This window comes from Streptomyces similanensis (assembly GCF_039543625.1).
GTDB lineage: Bacteria > Actinomycetota > Actinomycetes > Streptomycetales > Streptomycetaceae > Streptomyces > Streptomyces similanensis.
On the sequence record NZ_BAABKC010000045.1, the window covers coordinates 101,084 to 118,158 of the forward strand.

17 protein-coding genes and 2 pseudogenes are annotated in these 17,075 nt (G+C 73.3%); 7 read left to right on the forward strand and 12 right to left on the reverse strand.

All coding sequences use genetic code 11. The features are described from left to right. Positions 1–9: 9 nt before the first annotated feature. Entirely contained in the window at positions 10–426 is a 417-nt protein-coding gene (locus ABEB07_RS16455) for a DnaJ family domain-containing protein (RefSeq protein WP_345669013.1), read from the reverse strand. Between the two features lie 149 nt (positions 427–575). On the opposite strand from ABEB07_RS16455, the gene ABEB07_RS16460 reads away from it, so the two are divergent. Both ABEB07_RS16460 and ABEB07_RS16465 read left to right on the forward strand, forming a co-directional pair. Further along, a complete protein-coding gene (locus tag ABEB07_RS16460; RefSeq protein WP_345669014.1) occupies positions 576–974 on the forward strand; it encodes an FHA domain-containing protein in 399 nt (132 codons plus the stop codon). An 87-nt stretch (positions 975–1,061) separates the two neighbouring features. Beyond that, on the forward strand, positions 1,062–1,790 hold the full coding sequence (locus tag ABEB07_RS16465) for an SDR family oxidoreductase (protein WP_345669015.1): 729 nt from the start codon (positions 1,062–1,064) through the stop codon (positions 1,788–1,790). A 7-nt stretch (positions 1,791–1,797) separates the two neighbouring features. Here the strand turns inward: ABEB07_RS16465 and ABEB07_RS16470 are convergent, their stop codons facing one another. Together ABEB07_RS16470 and proP are read right to left on the reverse strand one after the other, a co-directional pair. Further along, entirely contained in the window at positions 1,798–2,469 is a 672-nt protein-coding gene (locus tag ABEB07_RS16470) for an O-methyltransferase (RefSeq protein WP_164587268.1), read from the reverse strand. 186 nt (positions 2,470–2,655) lie between these two features. After that, positions 2,656–4,023, reverse strand: a complete 1,368-nt coding sequence (proP, locus tag ABEB07_RS16475) for a glycine betaine/L-proline transporter ProP (RefSeq protein WP_425589011.1) — start codon at positions 4,021–4,023, stop codon at positions 2,656–2,658. Between the two features lie 482 nt (positions 4,024–4,505). Between proP and ABEB07_RS16480 the strand changes: the two genes are divergently transcribed. Next, positions 4,506–6,527 carry a bifunctional glycosyltransferase 87/phosphatase PAP2 family protein gene (locus ABEB07_RS16480; RefSeq protein ID WP_345669018.1) on the forward strand — a complete coding sequence of 674 codons (2,022 nt, stop codon included), beginning with the start codon at positions 4,506–4,508 and terminating at the stop codon, positions 6,525–6,527. Positions 6,528–6,579: 52 nt separating this feature from the next. Here ABEB07_RS16480 and ABEB07_RS16485 read toward each other — a convergent pair whose 3' ends face one another. The 4 genes from ABEB07_RS16485 to ABEB07_RS16500 form a co-directional block, all read right to left on the reverse strand. Beyond that, the gene (locus ABEB07_RS16485; RefSeq protein ID WP_345669019.1) at positions 6,580–8,109 is read right to left on the reverse strand and encodes a hypothetical protein; all 1,530 of its coding nucleotides are present in this window, start codon (positions 8,107–8,109) and stop codon (positions 6,580–6,582) included. Between the two features lie 141 nt (positions 8,110–8,250). Beyond that, positions 8,251–8,646 carry a hypothetical protein gene (locus ABEB07_RS16490; protein WP_345669020.1) on the reverse strand — a complete coding sequence of 132 codons (396 nt, stop codon included), beginning with the start codon at positions 8,644–8,646 and terminating at the stop codon, positions 8,251–8,253. A 61-nt stretch (positions 8,647–8,707) separates the two neighbouring features. Further along, positions 8,708–9,166 carry a hypothetical protein gene (locus ABEB07_RS16495; RefSeq protein WP_345669021.1) on the reverse strand — a complete coding sequence of 153 codons (459 nt, stop codon included), beginning with the start codon at positions 9,164–9,166 and terminating at the stop codon, positions 8,708–8,710. Next, positions 9,163–9,594, reverse strand: a complete 432-nt coding sequence (locus ABEB07_RS16500; protein ID WP_345669022.1) for an ATP-binding protein — start codon at positions 9,592–9,594, stop codon at positions 9,163–9,165. The genes ABEB07_RS16495 and ABEB07_RS16500 overlap by 4 nt, the downstream gene beginning before the upstream one ends. Before the next feature lie 91 nt (positions 9,595–9,685). On the opposite strand from ABEB07_RS16500, the gene ABEB07_RS16505 reads away from it, so the two are divergent. The 4 genes and pseudogenes from ABEB07_RS16505 to ABEB07_RS16515 all read left to right on the forward strand — a co-directional run bounded on the left by ABEB07_RS16505 (position 9,686) and on the right by ABEB07_RS16515 (position 11,588). Next, a complete protein-coding gene (locus ABEB07_RS16505; RefSeq protein ID WP_345669023.1) occupies positions 9,686–10,534 on the forward strand; it encodes a helix-turn-helix domain-containing protein in 849 nt (282 codons plus the stop codon). Further along, positions 10,494–10,730, forward strand: a pseudogene (locus tag ABEB07_RS39200) (DUF397 domain-containing protein); the annotation flags it as partial. The gene ABEB07_RS16505 and the pseudogene ABEB07_RS39200, both read left to right, overlap by 41 nt. Before the next feature lie 15 nt (positions 10,731–10,745). Continuing rightward, positions 10,746–10,982 (forward strand): annotated as a pseudogene (locus tag ABEB07_RS39205) (DUF397 domain-containing protein); the annotation flags it as partial. Positions 10,983–11,021: 39 nt separating this feature from the next. Beyond that, complete coding sequence (locus ABEB07_RS16515) at positions 11,022–11,588, forward strand: isochorismatase family protein (protein ID WP_345669025.1); 567 nt, start codon at positions 11,022–11,024, stop codon at positions 11,586–11,588. 7 nt (positions 11,589–11,595) lie between these two features. Here the strand turns inward: ABEB07_RS16515 and ABEB07_RS16520 are convergent, their stop codons facing one another. The 5 genes from ABEB07_RS16520 to ABEB07_RS16540 all read right to left on the reverse strand — a co-directional run bounded on the left by ABEB07_RS16520 (position 11,596) and on the right by ABEB07_RS16540 (position 16,987). Then, entirely contained in the window at positions 11,596–12,321 is a 726-nt protein-coding gene (locus ABEB07_RS16520) for a YoaK family protein (protein ID WP_345669026.1), read from the reverse strand. A 181-nt stretch (positions 12,322–12,502) separates the two neighbouring features. Beyond that, entirely contained in the window at positions 12,503–12,922 is a 420-nt protein-coding gene (locus ABEB07_RS16525) for an aggregation-promoting factor C-terminal-like domain-containing protein (RefSeq protein WP_164585821.1), read from the reverse strand. 344 nt (positions 12,923–13,266) lie between these two features. Beyond that, positions 13,267–14,154 carry an ECF transporter S component gene (locus ABEB07_RS16530; RefSeq protein WP_345669027.1) on the reverse strand — a complete coding sequence of 296 codons (888 nt, stop codon included), beginning with the start codon at positions 14,152–14,154 and terminating at the stop codon, positions 13,267–13,269. Beyond that, complete coding sequence (locus ABEB07_RS16535) at positions 14,151–15,926, reverse strand: ABC transporter ATP-binding protein (protein ID WP_345669028.1); 1,776 nt, start codon at positions 15,924–15,926, stop codon at positions 14,151–14,153. The genes ABEB07_RS16530 and ABEB07_RS16535 overlap by 4 nt, the downstream gene beginning before the upstream one ends. Beyond that, complete coding sequence (locus ABEB07_RS16540; RefSeq protein ID WP_345669034.1) at positions 15,923–16,987, reverse strand: energy-coupling factor transporter transmembrane protein EcfT; 1,065 nt, start codon at positions 16,985–16,987, stop codon at positions 15,923–15,925. Before ABEB07_RS16540 ends, ABEB07_RS16535 begins: the two co-directional genes overlap by 4 nt. Between the last annotated feature and the right edge of the window lie 88 nt (positions 16,988–17,075).

A 17,075-nucleotide genomic window follows, 5' to 3' on the forward strand; every position in this document is an offset into this window, starting at 1 on the left:
TGTCCGGTACTACTCAGCCGCCGCCCGGCCCCCGCGCCGCTGGCGCCACTCGCGGACGACCTCTTCGACGTCGTACCGCTTGAGGCCCAGCGGGGGGCCGGGCGGCGGCTTGAGCATCATGTCGAGGATCTTGGTGTTGATCTCCGCGATGATCCGGCGGACGGCCGGTTCGGAGGGCGCCGCGTAGGCCGCCGTGAGGGCGTCCTCGGCCTCCTTGCGCAGCGCGAGCGTCGGCGGCAGCAGCGCGGACAGGCCCTCGCGGGCCATCTTCCGCTTCACCCACCACAGTTCGTCGTACGTCGTGTCGTCCGGCAGTGGCCTGCCCGCGCCCGGCAGCCGGTCGAAGTCGCCCCGTCCCTGCGCGTCGCGGATCTCCTTCTCGACCCAGGACTCGAACGGAACACCGGGTGGCTTTCGCTCGGTCATGAGTCCATTGTGCCGGACAGGCCGTCGCCGGGCGATTTATCATGCCGCGCGGTGCGCCAATCAGGCGCGCCGTCAACGGCGTTGACGCGGCCGGGCGGCTGAGCACGAGGCGGCGGCGGTCCGGGCGCCCCGAACCACGAGGAGCACACGTGCTCGAACTCACCATGGCCGCCGTCTCCGGGACGGAGGCGGGCGCGACGGCCGGGATGCTGATGGCCGACGCGCCCAGCGAGCCGGGCGCCGTGCTGCGGGTGGGGCGGGACGGGGTCGCGTGCCGTCTGGTGACGCCCGAGGACTGGCTGTTCGTCTCGCGGGTGCACCTGGAGTTCCGGTGCGCGGCGGACGGGACGTGGCAGGTGACCTGGCTGCGCGGCTCCCAGCCCGACCCGTCCGCCGAGGTCCGGCTCGCGGCGGCCGGCGGCGGACCCGGCCGCGCGCTGCCCTACGGCGGCACGGCGCCGCTGCCCAGGGGCGGCGCCGGCGAGATCGTCGTCCAGGACCGCACCGGCCCGCGCAGCGTCAACGTGGGCTTCTACCACGAGGTCTAGGCGCCGTGTGCGCGCGACGTGCAGCGGCGGGGCCGCCGCCCTAGGGTGAGGTGCGGGGCCGACCCGGGCCGAGGAGAGGACCGTGCCGTGAGGATCGCTGTCGTCGGTGGGACCGGTTTCATCGGGTCGCGGCTCGTGGAGCGGCTGCGCAAGGCCGGCCACGAGGTGTCCGCGCACGCCAGGAACACCGGCCTGGACCTGCTGACGGGCGAGGGGCTGCCCGGGGCGGTGGAGGGGGCCGAGGTGGTGGTGGACACGATCGACGCGCCGTCCTTCGACGCCGCGGCGACGCCGTTCTTCCGCACCACGACGCGCAACCTGCTGGACGCCGCCGGGCAGGCGGGCGTCGGGCACGTCGTCCTGCTGTCGATCGTCGGGATCGACCGGGTCCCCCAGGTGGACTACTACCGGGCGAAGGTCGCGCAGGAGGACGAGGTCAAGGCCGGACCGGTGCCGTACTCGATCGTCCGCGCGACGCAGTTCATGGAGTTCGTGCCGAAGATCATGGAGTGGACCGCCGACGGCGACACCGTGCGGCTGCCCACCACCCCGCTCCAGCCGGTGGCCGCCGACGAGGTGGTGGAGGCGCTCGCCGACGTGGCGGCCGGGGCGCCCCTGAGCGGCACGCTGGACGTCGCGGGACCCGATGTGCTGCCGCTGGACGAGCTGGGCCGCCTCACCCTCGACGCCCGACCGGACGGCCGCCGGGTCGTGGTCGACGAGTCCGCCGGCCTCTTCGCCGCCGTCGTCGGCGACACGGTCACCGCCCCGCCCGGCGCCCGCCTCGGCCGCGTCCACTACACCGATCTGCTCTAGGGCCCCTCTAGTCCAGCACCCGGGCCAGCGCGAAGCCGTCGTAGCCCTTGCTGTCCACGGTCTGCACAGCGGTGCCGTCCAGGCGCGGGTGCTCGGCGATCAGTTCCAGCGCCGCCCGGGTGCCGCGCACGCTGGGGTCGGTGCTGGTCGCGTCGGTCACCTTGCCGCCGCGTACGACGTTGTCCACGACGATCAGGCTGCCGGTGCGGGTCAGACGCAGCGCCCACTCCACGTAGTGCGGGTTGTTGACCTTGTCGGCGTCGATGAAGACCAGGTCGAAGGGGGGCGGGTTCTCGTCGGCGAGCTTGGGCAGCGTCTCCAGCGCGGGGCCCACCCGTACCTGGGTGACGTGTTCGAGGCCGGCGTGCGCGAGGTTGCGGCGGGCCACGTCGGCGTGGTGGGCGTCGTACTCCAGGGTGACCAGGCGGCCGTCCTCGGGCAGGGCGCGGGCCAGCCAGATGGTGCTGTAACCGCCGAGGGTGCCGATCTCCAGGATGTTGCGCGCGCCCTGGAGGCGGGCGAGGAGCTGGAGCAGCTTGCCCTGGGCGGCGGTGACGCTGATGGGCGGCAGCCCCTCCGCCTCGCTGTCGCGCAGGGCGGCCTCCAGGGCCTCGTCCTGCGGAGCCAGCAGGCCGGAGAAGTAGGCGTCGACGTCGTTCCAGAGCTGCGGGTCGCTCATGCATCAAGCCTTTCGTATGCCTAGTTAGAGGTGCTAACTAGCTGCGCTAACGAATACTAGCCCGACATGCGAGCGTGAGCGATCAATTCCCGCCACCCGGCCCCCGCACGACAGCGCGCCCCGACCGTCACCAGGACGGCCGGGGCGCGCGGACCCGGCGGACGCCGGACGTGGTACCCCGCTCGGCTACCGCTCCACGGCCGGGGCCGAGCCCGGCAGCGGACGGCCCGCCGACTCCTTCATGAACCACACCGCCGCACCGCCGATCAGCGAGGCGGCCATCATGTAGTAGGCGGGCATCATCAGGTTGCCGGTCGCGCCGATCAGCGCCGTGACCACCAGCGGGGTGGTGCCGCCGAACAGCGAGACGGAGACGTTGAAGCCGATCGACAGGGAGCCGTAGCGCACCCGGGTCGGGAACAGCGCCGGCAGAGCGGCCGGCATCGCCGCCGTGAAGCAGACCAGCAGCAGGCCCAGCGCCGCCATGCCCAGGCCGACCGCCGCCAGGCTGCCCTGGCGGATCAGCAGCAGCGCCGGGATCGACAGGAGCAGGAAGCCGGCGCAGCCGGCCGCGATCACCGGACGGCGGCCCACCCGGTCGGTCAGCGCGCCCGCGAACGGCTGGACGATCATCATCAGGGCCATCACGCCCAGCACGACCAGCAGCCCGTGCGTCTCGTCGTACTTCAGCTCGCTCGTCAGATAGCTCGGCATGTACGACAGCAGCATGTAGTCGGTGACGTTGAAGACCAGCACCAGGCCGACGCAGAGCAGCAGCGCCCGCCACTGGCCGGAGATCATCTCGCGCAGCGGCACCTTCGGGCGGCTGGATTCCGCCTTCTCCATCTCGGCCGCGAACGCCGGGGTCTCCTCCAGGCGCATCCGCAGATACAGGCCGATGATGCCCATCGGACCCGCGATCAGGAACGGGATCCGCCAGCCCCACGACGTCAGGTCGTCCGAGGACAGCAGCGCCGTCATCAGCGTCACCAGGCCGGCGCCGCCGATGTAACCGGCCAGCGTGCCGAACTCCAGCCAGCTGCCGAGGAAGCCGCGCCGCTTGTCGGGGGCGTACTCGGCGATGAAGGTGGAGGCGCCCGCGTACTCGCCGCCGGTGGAGAAGCCCTGCACCAGCCGCGCGGCCAGCAGCAGGATCGGCGCGCCGACGCCGATGGTGCTGTAGGACGGGATCAGGCCGATCGCGAAGGTGCCCGCGGCCATCATGATCATCGTGACGGCCAGCACCTTCTGCCGGCCCACCCGGTCGCCGAGCGGGCCGAAGACCATGCCGCCCAGGGGGCGCACCAGGAAGGCCGCGGCGAAGGCGCCGAAGGTGGACAGCAGCTGCGCCGTCGGGTTGCCGGAGGGGAAGAAGACCTTGCCCAGGGTCACCGCGATGTAGCTGTAGACACCGAAGTCGAACCATTCCATCGCGTTGCCCAGCGCGGCGGCCTTCACGGCGCGCCTGACCAGCGCCGGGTCGGTGACGGTGGGGGCGGGACGGCTCTTGGTGAGGGACACGGACCGGGGAGCGGTGACTGTGGCAACCGACAAGGCTTCGCTCGCCTGCCTTTCGACGGGGACAGGGACACGGCCCACGCGGCGACGCTGTCGGCGGACCAGAACGGCCCGCACCGGGCAGGCCGAAAATCGACCATACGACCGGTTGTGGCCGTAACGTACCGTGCGCGGGTCGGTGCGCAGCGCACCTAAAGGCGGGATACGCAGGGACATCTGCCCGAATCCGGCCACCTCCCGCGGCCCCCGGCTGTGACGCTTGTCGCCCCCCGCGTCGGGAACCGGACAGCCGACGCACTATCGTCGTCCGGACAAAAGGTGACTTGCCGCCCGGCCGGAAGGCGACGCCGCCGCCGTGAGCACGGGCGGCGCCGTCACGTCCGGCCGGACTCCGGGCAGACGAGACGGGTGGACCCGGGGTTCCCGCGTCTTTCCGGGGGATCGGGGAGCTTCACGAAGTACAGCGGAGTCCGGCGCGCGGGCGCTCAGGACGTACTGGGGCGGGAGGCCGACGGGGCGTGGCGGACGCGGAGCGCAGCTCGGGACCGGTGGGAGCGTTCTCAGGCACGGCGGTCACCGCCTCGCCCAGACCCGGCCTGCACGCGGCCCGCCTGGGCCTGTGGCTGATCGCGGGCGTCCTCGCGATACGGCAGGTCACCGCCCTGCTGGCCACCCCGCCCGCCGAACGGCTCACCGTCCTGGAGACCTGGGTCGGACCGAACGGCGTCCTGCACGTCAAGGGCTCGCTCTACGACTCCACCCGCTTCACCGGCACCCCCTTCGGCGGCCTCGTCCTCAAACCGCTCACCAAGGCCGCCGAGGACGCCCTCGGCTGGGGCTGGATCTTCGGCACCCTGCTGCTGGTGGCCGCCCTCGGCCTGATCGCGGCCCGCGCCCTGCCCCAGCCGGTCGGCCGACGCACCGCGCTGCTCGCCGCGCCCGTCGCCGTCAGCCTGCTGATGCTGTCGCTGCCGGTGCGCAACGCGCTCTATCTCGGCCAGACCAGCATCATCCCGGTGCTGCTCGTCCTGCTCGGCTGCTTCGCCGTGCGCGGGCAGCGCGCCGGCGGCGCCCTCATCGGCCTCGCCGCCGCCCTCCAGCCCACGATGCTGCTGTTCGCTCCGCTGCTGTGGCGCACCGAACGCCGACGCGCCGCCGCCTCGACCGGCCTGACGTTCGCCGCCTGCACCGCGCTCGCCTGGGCCGCGCTGCCGCACGACTCCCACACCTACTGGGTCCACCACATGGCGGGCGTCGGCCTCGGCGGCCGCGCCGACGCCCTCGGCAACCAGTCCCTGCACGGCGCGCTGCTGCGCTCCGGACTGACCGGCCCGCTGGAGATCGCCCTCTTCCTCGCCCTCGGCGCCGCCGTCGTCGCCCTCGCCCTGCGCCGGGCCGTGGCCTACGCCCGCGACGGGCAACTGCTGCTCGCCGTCGCCGTCACCGGCTGCGCGGCGATCGCCGTGTCGCCCACCGCCTGGCAGCACCAGCTGCTGTGGGTGCTGATCACGGTCGTCGGCCGGGTCGGCCGCCGCGCCGCCGACCGCCCGCTGTGGCCGGTCGCCGTGATCGCGGTGATGACCCTGCCGACCAAGGCGCTGCTGCCGCCCACGGCGCTGCTGGACCCGCTGCGCGACAACGTGGTCCTGCTGGCCGCGCTCGCCGCCGCGACCTGCGTGCCCTTCCTGTCCCGCACCGCCGAGCACTACCGGCACCCGGTGCCGACCCGGTACGCCGACCCCGTCCCCGACCGCCGATGGCGCGTCCCCCTGGTTCCGGCCCTGCGCCGCGTCCTGACCCGCCCCAGCCTGCTGCTGGAACTGCTGCTGATCCGCGTGACCTACGCCGCCTACTCCCAGGTCCGCCTGGTCGCGGCCGGCGACCGCGCCACCGCCGAACGGCACGGCCACCAGATCCACTCCCTCGAACGCGCCCTGCACCTCGACGTCGAGCACTGGGTCAACCACACGGTGGCCGCCACCCCCTGGCTGAACCACTTCCTCAGCTTCTACTACGAGACGTTCCACTTCATCGTCCCGCTCGCGGTCCTCGGCGTCCTCTACGTCCGCCGCCCGGCCGACTACCGCTGGGCGCGCACCGCCCTCGGCTTCGCCACCCTGATCGGCCTGCTCGGCTTCTGGCTCTACCCGCTGGCCCCGCCGCGCCTGATGCCCGGCCTCGGCTTCGTCGACACCGTGCACGGCGTCCAGGACTTCGCCCGGCCCGACTACGGCGCGATGACCGCCGTCACCAACCAGTACGCGGCGATGCCCTCGCTGCACTTCGGCTGGGCCCTGTTCTGCGGCGTCGTCATCGCCGTCGTCGCCCCCAGGCGGTGGATGAAGGCACTGGGCCTGCTGCACCCCCTCTTCACGGTCACCGCGATCGTCGGCACCGCCAACCACTGGGTGCTGGACGCGGTGGGCGGCGCGACGGTGGTGGGGCTGGGCTTCGCGCTGACGTATCTGCTGCAGGGGCCGCGGGCGGTGGAGGCGGGGCGGGTCACGCGGAAGGCGGTGCCGGAACCGGCAGTCCGCTGAGCCGTAGGTGACGGGGCGCGGGGCGCGAGGGCGCGGCGGGCGCGGGCGCCGCTCAACAGCGCTGCCGCGGGGGCAGGTAGGAGCTGCTGATCCGGTACGTGCCGGCGGCGGGCGCGGTCAGCCGCGTCCACGCGCCGGCGCGCGCCAGGCACCCGGCGTCGGAGCGCAGCCATGGGGAGGGGGCGACGCGCACGGTGACCGTGCCGGGCCGGCGGGTCCGTACGACGAGATGCGCGGCGTCCGCGCGGACGACGGACGCCCCGGCGCCCGACACCAGGGGCACGGCGTCGGCGACCCGGTAGACGCGCCAGTGGGCGTCGCGCCACACGGGTACCAGCCAGCCGGGCCCGGAACGCACCAGCGCCGCCTCGTCCTTCGCGGCCCAGTCGGGCTCGCCGTCCGGCAGCACGACGTACCCGACGGCCCAACGGCCGAGCCAGGCACGGTAGGCGGTCGCGGAGAAGGAGCCGTCGTAGAAGAGGGGCCCGCGCGCCACGTCGAGCTGCCGGTTCCAGCCGCGCGCGAGGAGCAGATCCGGACCGAGTACGGTCGTCTCGCGGTGGTCGACGGCGGGCACCACCTCGATACGCGTGCGATCGGCTCCGAGCCGGCCGAGCGCGGCCCGCACCCCGTCCGTCTCGGCCGCCCAGGCCGGTACGGGCGTGGACATCCGCAGCACGTGGACGGCGTGCTGCCCCACCCACTGCGCGGACAGCGCGAGCGCGAGCCCGAAGGCGACCTTCCGCACGGCCCGCACCTCCCTCTCCAGCAGCGCGGCGAGCAGCACCGGCGGCCCGAACAGCTCGGCGAGCCGGACGACGTTGGAGCCGACGGGGGAGGCGACGAGCGCGGTGAGCAGCACGCCGGCCGCGTAGACGCCCGCCGCGCGGCGGGCCGCCCGCCACCGCCGCGGGGCGAGCAGCGCGACCGTCACCGCGAAGAGAACGGGCCGCCACACGTCGCCGTCCGACATGGGCATGGTGCCGCTGAACGGAAAGAGCAGGGCGGTGAGCCCGACCACCAGGGCGGGCGGCCCGCACAGCACGGCACCCTTCGCGAACCGCCGGTCGAGCAGCCACCCGGCGCCCGCGACACCGAGGAACAGGCCGGCCACGGGACTGGCGAGCGTCGCCAGCGCGGCGAAGCCCCCGGCGACGACGAGCCGCCGCGAGGGTCCGATGAGGGCGAGACACGCCACCAGCCCGAACGCCACCCCCAGGGCGAAGGTGGACCGCCCGGAGGCGACGTCGCACCAGAGGGCCAGCACCGCGAGGAGCGCGGGCGGCAGCGGCCTGCGCACCCCGCACCGCACGAACACCTCCGCCACGGCCCAGGCGGACCCCACCCCCGCGACGACACTCACCCCCCGCACCCCACCGAGCGCCATCAACTGCGGCGCGAGCAGGCTGTAGTTGCCCACATGCACCCCGCCGTACCAGGCGAAGCTGTACGGCGCCGAGGGATACGTCCCGACGAACCGCGCCCACGCCACCTGCGCGGCGAGATCCCCGCCCCCGGTGGCCAGCCACACGGCCCACACCGCGTACAGCGGCACGGCGAACGCGGTAGCCAGGAGAGGCACGCGGCGGCCCGCCGGCGACTTCCGCGCTTCTGCGGTGGCAGCGGTGTGCTGCGTGCTGCCCGTGGCTAATTCGACGGGCTGGTAGGGGGGTTGCACGGGCGGGTTCCGTTCGGTGATTGAGCGGAGTGACGAGGTCGCGCTTCAGGAGGCCCGGATCGCCTCCGTGATCTCTCCGCCAGTCGGCGCGACGACGACGGACCACTCGGACTTCAGCTTCTGTGCCAGATGCTCCAGTTCGGCATGGTCGTTGAGGACGACCGTCCCGCCCGGCAGGAGGAGGACGGCCCGCAATCCGCGGAGCAGTTCGGAGAGGACGTTCATGATCCCGTCACCTCCGAAATGGCTGATCATGATGCTGTCCGCCGAGGTGAGGTGCAGATCGGCCCGTCCTCCGTCTGTTCCCGCTGCGAGCTGGAGGAAGCGGCGGTCGGGTGCGGATGATGTCACGTACGGATCGACGATCGCGTGCACGACATCGAAGTCGAGTTCCCTCTGTTCGCCGCCCTCGAAGCGGCACAAGAAGATGTCATAACTCATCTGGTCCTCAGGGCTACCTCGCGTTGGCGTCCAGTGGGTCTGAATGACAGCAGGATGTCACTCACGCCGCTCCTCGCTTGCCGGGTCTGGAGGGTTCCTTACGTCGTGGGTGCGGCCCGGTGAGGGCGTACTCCAGCGCCCCGCCCGTCATTTCGATGACGAGCGCGTCCTCGCGCAGCTCGGGCGGGAGGTGCGGATGTTCCTCCGCCCGGCACACGGCGACGGAGTCGCTGGGCCTGAGGACGACCGCGCCGAGCCGGGAGAGCAACTCCGCGACGATGTCGAACACGCCGCCGACAGTGGGGCGTTCCACCAGGATTCCGTACTCGTCCACGAGCATCGCGGCCTCACCGCCCGCCGGCGCCCGCACCCAGAACTCCATGGTGCCGTCCGGACGTTCCGTGCGCTGCGGGTCACCGATGTCGTACGGCTCCAGTACCGCCCGCACCGTCGCCGGGTCCATCGGCACCGGTATGTCGCCGCCGTCCACGAACTTGTAGATCGCCGGACTCCAGCTCACGTCGCCCCCCCATGCTCCACGCACTCGAACCACACCGTCTTGCCCTCCGCTCCATGAGGCTGGACGCCCCACTTGTCCACCACCGCGTCGAGCAGCAGCAGGCCGCGGCCGCCCTCCGCGTCCACGGACAAGTCCGCCGGAGTCTCGGGCAGTTGCGGCGAGCTGTCCGTGACCTCCACGCGGACTCCCGTCGCCCGGCTCAGCAGCAGCACCGTGCACCGGCGGTCGGGGACGTGGCGCACGACGTTCGCCACCAACTCGGTCACGGCGAGTTCCACCGTGTCCGTCAGTTCCGCCATCTCCCACTCGGTCAGGTACGAGCGCACGATACGACGGATGTGCCGCGCCGAGTGCTCGCTCACCGTGAGACTCAGGCGGTACTGGGCGGGCCGGGCGCCCGCGAGTACGGAGGGAAAGTAGTCGTTCACAGGACAAGCCTGACCTGCTGTCACTACGGTGGGCCATTACCTGAATACAACGTGTCCGCGTGTGGACAGTCACGTGTAAAGGGGACCGTGCGTGACCAACATCAACGTCCTCGACCCGGGGGCCTCACCGCTCGACTACTACGGCTTCGAACTGCGCCGCCTGCGCGAAGCCGCCGGCCTCACCCAACGGCAACTGGGTGACATCGTCAACTACACCGGCTCACTGGTGGGTCAGATCGAGACAGCCCGCAAGCTGCCCACGCCCTCGTTCAGTGAGCACGTGGACGCCGCGCTGGGCACGGGCGGAGTCCTGTCCCGCCTCGTCATCCTCGTGATGCGCAGTCAGTTGCCCGCGTGGTTCCAGCAAGTTGCCGAGCTGGAAGTGCGGGCGGTTGAGATCTGTACGTTCCAGATGGGCATCGTCCACGGACTGTTGCAGACACCAGAGTACGTGCGCGCTGTCCTCGGCGCGTTGGACGACACCGACCTCGACGACCGCACCGCCGTACGGCTGGCTCGGCAGCGCATCTTCGAGAAGGAGGAGCCGCCGCTCTTCTGGATGGTGCTCAGCGAGGCGGCGTTGCACCAGGAGATCGGCAGCCCCGAGGTCATGCGGCAGCAACTGACCCACCTGTTGTCGTTCGAGAACAATCCTCGGATCAACGTGCAGGTGCTGCCGTTCTCGTCCGGGGCGCACGCCGGGCTCACGGGCTCATTCACTGTCTTCCGCTTTTCGAGCGATCCGACCATCGTCTACACCGAGGGGTACGGCAGCGGGCATCCCACGGCCAACCCGGACACCGTCAAGGACTGCTCGCTCCGTTACGATCACCTCCGGGCCGCCGCCCTGTCCCTCAAGGAATCGGCGGACTTGATCCGGCTCGTGATGGAGGAACGCTATGGAGAACAAGGCGAAGCCGACGGGGATCCAGTGGCGTAAGTCCAGCTACAGCAGCGACCAAGGCGGCGAATGCGTCGAGTGCGCCACCCTCGGTGACCTGGCCTGGCACACGTCCAGCTACAGCAGCGACCAGGGCGGTGACTGCGTGGAGTGCGCGCCGCTCGGTCCGCTGGCCTGGCACAAGGCCAGCTACAGCGGCGATCAAGGCGGCGAATGCGTCGAGTGCGCCACCCTCGGTGACCTGGCCTGGCACAAGGCCAGCTACAGCGGGGATCAGAACGGCGACTGCGTCGAGTGCGCCACCCTCGGTGACCTGGCCTGGCACAAGGCCAGCTACAGCGGCGACCAGGGCGGCAGCTGCCTGGAGGTCGCCGAAGCGCCCTGCGCGGCTGTCGCGCTGCGGGACTCGAAGAACCCCTCCGGGCCGATCCTCACCGTCCGGCCCGGAGCTTTCGGCGTCTTCGTCAGCTGGGCCTCTGCCTTCTAAGGTGGGCGCAGACAGTTCAGGCAGGCGTTTGGGGGAACGATGACCACACTTCAGGAGCGGCCCAACACCGCCCTTCTCGTCGTGGACGTGCAGAACGACGTGGTCGGCACGGCGTACGACCGTGACGCTGTCGTCGCGAACATCGCGGCGCTGGTGGAGCGGGCCCGGCGGGAGGAGGTCCCCGTCGTCTGGGTGCAGCACGCCGACGAGGACATGCCGAAGGGCAGCGACCTCTGGCGGATCGTGCCCGAGTTGACGCCGCACGAGGCGGAGCCGCTGATCCACAAGAACTACGGCGACTCCTTCGAGGACACCACCCTGGAAAAGGTGCTGTCGGGTCTCGGGGTCGGCCGGCTCGTCGTGGCCGGCGCCTCCACCGACATCTGCATCCGCTCCACCCTGCACGGCGCGCTCGTGCGCGGCTACGACACGCTCCTGGTCGCCGACGCCCACACCACGACGGACACCTCCGCCTACGGCTCCCCGCCCCCGGAGCAGGTCATAGCCCACACCAACCTGTACTGGAGCCACCAGAAGGCGCCGGGCCGCACGGCCGGGACCGTGGCGGCCGCGGACGTGGAGCTGGGCGGCGGCGCGGACCGGTGAGCTGACCTCACTCCCGGCCCGACGTCACCGCCGCCAGCACCCCGGCGGCCGCCGCCGAGATCAGCAGCGGTGTGCCCAGGTCGCGGTGGAGCACCAGCCACCCGCCCAGCGCGGCCCCCAGCAGCATCGCGACGACCGCCGCGACCCGGCGCGGGGAGCGGTGGCCGGGGCCGCCGGCGGCGCGGGAGTCGGAGGCGAGGCCGGTGAGGGTCATCGTCAGGACGGTGGTGGTCAGGTCGGCGACGCCCAGCTTGCGGACCGTGGCGTTGCGCAGGCCCATCGCGAAGGCGGTGAGCGCGATCAGCGCGTACACCGTCGCGGCGGCGCCCGGCGCGGCGTAGGCGACCGCCGCCGACGCGCCGACCAGCACCGCCTCGGCGGCCAGCGTCACCCGGGCCCAGGCGCGGCGCGACACACCGCCGTAGCGGCCCGCGACCCTGCCTCCGGCCAACGCGCCGACCAGGAAGCAGGCCAGCGAGGTGGCGGTGTGCGGGATGGAGAAGCCGGGCGCGCCCGCGGCGGCGAAGCCGAGGACGACCACGTTGCCGGTCATGTTGGCGGTGAAGACGTGGCCGAGGCCGAGGTAGCTCACCGCGTCGATCATCCCGCTGACCACGGTCAGGCCCAGCAGCACCGCCACCAGGCGCAGACCACGGGACTCGGGGTCGTCCGGCGGGCCGCCGTGCGGGTCGCCGTGCGGGTGGGCGTCCTCCGGCTGCGCGTCCGCTGTCATGGGACCAGAGAAGCAGAACCGCGCCCGGGCGGCTGCCGGACGCGGCGGAAAGCGGAGGGCACGGCGAAGGCGGCGGCCCAGGGGATCGGGGGCCGCCGCCTCCACGAGTGCCGTGAGGTGGCTCAAACCGGGGTCGCCGGCGCCATGCTCCTGAAAAGGCGGCTCAGGACCGAGGGGTGGCTCAGTACCAGCCGTTGGCCTGCCAGAAGTTCCAGGCCTTGGCCGGGCTGCCGTAGCGGGAGTTCATGTAGTCCAGACCCCACTTGATCTGCGTCTTGGGGTTGGTCTTCCAGTCGGCGCCGGCCGTGGACATCTTCGAGGCCGGCAGCGCCTGGACCAGGCCGTAGGCGCCGGAGGAGGCGTTGGTGGCGTGGATGTTCCAGCCGCTCTCGTGCTCGACGATACGGCTGAAGGCGTTGAACTGCGCGGCGTCCGGGATCATCTGGTGCGCGATCGTCTTCGCGTCGGCGGCCGAACCGGTGGCGGTGGCCGCGTGGGCGGGGGCGGCGGAGAGGGCCATGCCGACGGTGGCGGCGGCCACGGCGGCGGTGGAGAGGGCCTTCTTCGGAGTGGCGATGCGGCTGATGAAGGAGACGGACACGGAATACCTCTTGCGTCGGGGACGGGGGATCGCGAACAGCCGGAGCCCGCTGACGCGGGGAGGGACTGCCTGGCGCCGCGACCCGTGAGGACCGTCGGCTCCTTGCGACGTGCTCCAGAGAAGCAGCCGGGAAAACCGGACGCAACCACCCCTTTTACTAGTTGTCGTCGCAACCCGGGCGTGGGCCGTTCGTGTGAGCGGCGTCTCAAACCGCAGGTCGGCGCGGGTAAAGCCGCGCACATGTCACCCGGTTGGATCTACGGCCGCGTTTCGTAGGTGATTCAGGTCATGTGGGGTGCTTCACCGGGGCCGTCGCGGTGGGTGCGCAGGTCGTGACGTTGAGGTCAGCTTTCGGGCGTGTCGAAGGTGACCGGCGTCTCGAAGGCCGCCCTTCGGGTGGCCCGGCGCAGCGCCCGGAGTACCGCGGGACCGACGACCAGGGTCAGCACCACGGTGACGACGGCCCGCCCCAGGTCCCAGCCCAGCGAGGTGGCCAGGCAGTACGCGACGAACCGGGCCAGGTTGGCGGGGACGGCCGCGTGCGGGTCGAAGGCGATGGAGGAGGCGAGGGCGCCCATGAAGGGCCAGCCGGCCAGGTTCATGATCGTGCCGTAGGCGAAGGCGGCGAGGAAGCCGTACACGGCGAGCAGGAGGAGTTCCGCCCGGCCGCGCAGCCGGTCCGGGCCGGGCAGCAGGCCCGCGCCCATCGTGAACCAGCCCATCGCCAGCATCTGGAACGGCAGCCACGGCCCGACCCCGCCGGTGAGCAGCGCGGAGGCGAACATGGTGACCGAGCCGAGCACGTAGCCGAAGCCGGGACCGAGGACGCGGCCGCTCAGCACCATCAGGAAGAACATCGGCTCCAGACCGGCCGTCCCCGCGCCGATCGGGCGCAGCGCGGCGCCGGTCGCGGCGAGCACGCCGAGCATGGCGACGGCCTTCGGGCCGAGCCCGGACTCGGCGATCGTCGCGGCGACGACCGCGACCAGCAGCACCAGCAGGCCCGCGAACAGCCACGGCGCGTCCTGCGCGTGCGCGCTGAGCCGCGAGGTGGGCGGGGCGAGGAACGGCCACAGGAATCCGGCCGCCCCGACCGCGCTGACCAGGAGCAGCGCGGCGAGGGAGCGGGGGCCGAGACGTACGGCGCGGGCCTGGACGTCCGTCCGGGTGGTGGGCGCGGCCGTCCGGGTGGGGGTGCCCGCCGGGGTGGGCGTGGGGGTGCGGGCGGTCATGCGAGGGCCTCGCGGACCTGGGCGACGGTGAGCCAGCGCTGCGGGGCGAGGATCTTGGTGACCTGGGGGGCGTAGGAGGGGGAGGAGACGACCACCTCGGCGGTGGGGCCGTCGGCGATCACCTCGCCCTCGGCGAGCAGCACCACCCGGTGGGCGAGTTCCGCGGCCAGCTCCACGTCGTGCGTGGCGAGCACGATCGCGTGCCCGGCGGCGGCCAGCGCGCGCAGCTCGGCGACCAGACGGGCCTTCGCGCCGTAGTCGAGGCCGCGGGTCGGCTCGTCCAGGAGGAGCAGCGGCGGGCGGGCGGTGAGGACGACGGCCAGCGCGAGCGCCAGCCGCTGGCCCTCGGACAGGTCGCGGGGGTGGGTGGCGTCGGTGACGCCGGGCAGCAGCGCGGAGACCAGGGCGCGGCAGGCGCCGGGCGCGGCCTGCGCGTCCTGGTCGGCGGCGGCGCACTCGGCGGCGACGGTGTCGGCGTAGAGGAGGTCGCGCGGCTCCTGCGGGACCAGGCCGACGCGGCGGACCAGTTCGCGCGGCGGGGTGCGGTGCGGGACCGCGCCGCCGACGCGGACCTGTCCGGCCGAGGGCTGCACCAGGCCGACCAGCGAGCCGAGCAGGGTGGACTTGCCGGCCCCGTTGCGTCCCATCAGCGCGACGGTCTCGCCCGGGGCGACGGTCAGGTCCACGTCCCGCAGCGCCCGCACGCCGTCGCGGCGGACGCCGAGCCCGCGCACCTCGGCGACGACGGCGGCGTCCTCGGCGGGGACGGCGCCCCGGCGGCGACGGAGGCGCAGCCGCGACGCGGGGCGGGGCGCGGGTGCGGCCGTGTCGCTCGGGGCGCCCGGTGCGGAGGCGTCCGCGCCCGGCGCCTCGGCCGACGCGGGGGCTGACGCGGCGGTGGTCGTGCCCGGCGCGGTGGCCGATGTGGAGCCGGCGGAGGGGGCGGCCGGGGTGTGGGCGGCCAGGCGGTCGCGCAGGGGGGCCGCGCGGCGGCGGGCGTCGCGGACGGTGAGGGGGAGCGGGGACCAGCCGGCCAGCCGGCCCAGGTCCACCACCGGCGGGTACACCGGCGACACGGCCATGATGTCCGCCGGGGCGCCCAGCAGCGGGGCCGCGCCCGGGGCGGGCAGCAGGACGACCTGGTCGGCGTACTGGACGACGCGTTCGAGGCGGTGCTCGGCCAGCAGGACGGTCGTGCCGAGATCGTGCACGAGCCGCTGGAGGACGGCGAGCACCTCCTCGGCGGCCGCCGGGTCCAGCGCCGAGGTCGGCTCGTCCAGGACCAGCACCTGGGGGTGCGGGGTCAGGACGGAGCCGATCGCGACCCGCTGCTGCTGGCCGCCGGAGAGCGTGGCGATGGGACGGTCGCGCAGGGCGGCCAGGCCCAGCAGGTCGAGCGTCTCCTCCACGCGCCGCCGCATCACGTCCGGTGCGAGCCCCAACGACTCCATGCCGTAGGCGAGTTCGTCCTCGACGGTGTCGGTGACGAAGTGCGACAGCGGGTCCTGGCCCACGGTGCCGACCACGTCGGCCAGCTCACGCGGCTTGTGGGTGCGGGTGTCCCGGCCGGCCACGGTGACCCGGCCGCGCAGGGTGCCGCCGGTGAAGTGCGGCACCAGTCCGCTCACCGCGCCCAGGATCGTGGACTTGCCCACGCCGGACGGCCCGGCCAGCAGCACGAGTTCGCCCTCGGGCACCGTGAAGTCCACTGCGGCGACAGTGGGTTCGGGTACGCCGTCGTAGGTCACGGAGACGTCCTCGAAGCGGATCACGACGGCTCCTTGCGGGCGGTGGTTCCGGGGGCGGCGAAGGCGGGGGCCAGCGCGAGCAGTACGGCGGCGGCGGGCCACAGCGGCAGCGCGGGCGCGACCAGCGGGACGACCCCCGGGTGCAGGGCGTCCGGGTCGCGGGCGGCGGCCAGGGAGAGCAGCGCGGCGACCGCCACTCCGGAGCCGGCGACCAGACAGGAGCGCGGGTTCCAGGCGTCGGGGCGGTAACGGGTGCGCGGCGAACGGCGGCCGCCGAGCCGGAGCCCGGCCAGGGCGGCGGCGAGTCCGGCGAGGAGGACGGGCAGACCGTAGGTACCGCCCGCCGCGGTGAGCAGCCCGTACGTCCCCGCGCACACCCCGAGCAGACCGCCGAGGGTGAGGGCGGCGGTGGTGCGGCGCACGGCGGGGGCGACCTCGGCGGTGCGGCCGTAGCCGCGGGCGTCCATCGCGGCGGCCAGGGCCACGGAGCGCTCCAACGCGCCCTCCAGCACCGGCAGTCCGACGTGCACGAGGCCGCGCAGGCCCCGGTCGGGACGGCCGCGCAGCCGGCGGGCGGCGCGCAGCCTGCGGCCGTCGGCGACCAGGTGCGGGGCGAAGGTGAGCGCGACGACGACGGCGACGCCCATCTCGTAGAGCGCGCCGGGCAGCGACTTCAGGAGCCGGGCGGGCGCGGCGAGGGCGTTGGCCGCGCCGACGCAGACCAGCAGGGTGGCCAGTTTCAGGCCGTCGTACAGGGCGAACAGCAGCGCCTCCGCCGTCACCCGGCCGCCCAGCCGGATGCCCTGCGCCCAGTGCGGCAGCGGCGCCTCGGGCAGGGTGAGCAGGACGTGCGAGCCGGGGATCGGCGAGCCGAGCACGACGGCGAAGAACAGCCGGATGCCGAGCACGGCGAGCCCGAGCCGCACGAAGGCGGCGTACGAGCGGGCCGAGGGCGTGTTCGCCCGGCACGTCACTACGACGTACGCGGACACCGCGAGCAGCAGCCCCAGCAGCAGCGGGTTGCTGGTCCGGGTGGCCCCGATGCCGAGCGCCAGCGCCCACACCCACCACGCCCCGGCGTGCACACCGGCCGCCCGGCGCGCCCCCGAGCGGCCGGGCGCTTGGCGCGTGCCGGAGCGGCCGGGCGTGCCGCGCGGGCCGGGGGCGGCGGAC

Coding starts and splice junctions, on each gene's coding strand:
- ABEB07_RS16455 (WP_345669013.1), bottom strand. CDS start 426: ATGACCGAGCGAAAGCCACCCGGTGTTCCGTTCGAGTCCTGGGTCGAG.
- ABEB07_RS16470 (WP_164587268.1), bottom strand. CDS start 2,469: ATGAGCGACCCGCAGCTCTGGAACGACGTCGACGCCTACTTCTCCGGC.
- ABEB07_RS16490 (WP_345669020.1), bottom strand. CDS start 8,646: ATGAGTTATGACATCTTCTTGTGCCGCTTCGAGGGCGGCGAACAGAGG.
- ABEB07_RS16515 (WP_345669025.1), top strand. CDS start 11,022: ATGACCACACTTCAGGAGCGGCCCAACACCGCCCTTCTCGTCGTGGAC.
- ABEB07_RS16520 (WP_345669026.1), bottom strand. CDS start 12,321: ATGACAGCGGACGCGCAGCCGGAGGACGCCCACCCGCACGGCGACCCG.
- ABEB07_RS16530 (WP_345669027.1), bottom strand. CDS start 14,154: ATGACCGCCCGCACCCCCACGCCCACCCCGGCGGGCACCCCCACCCGG.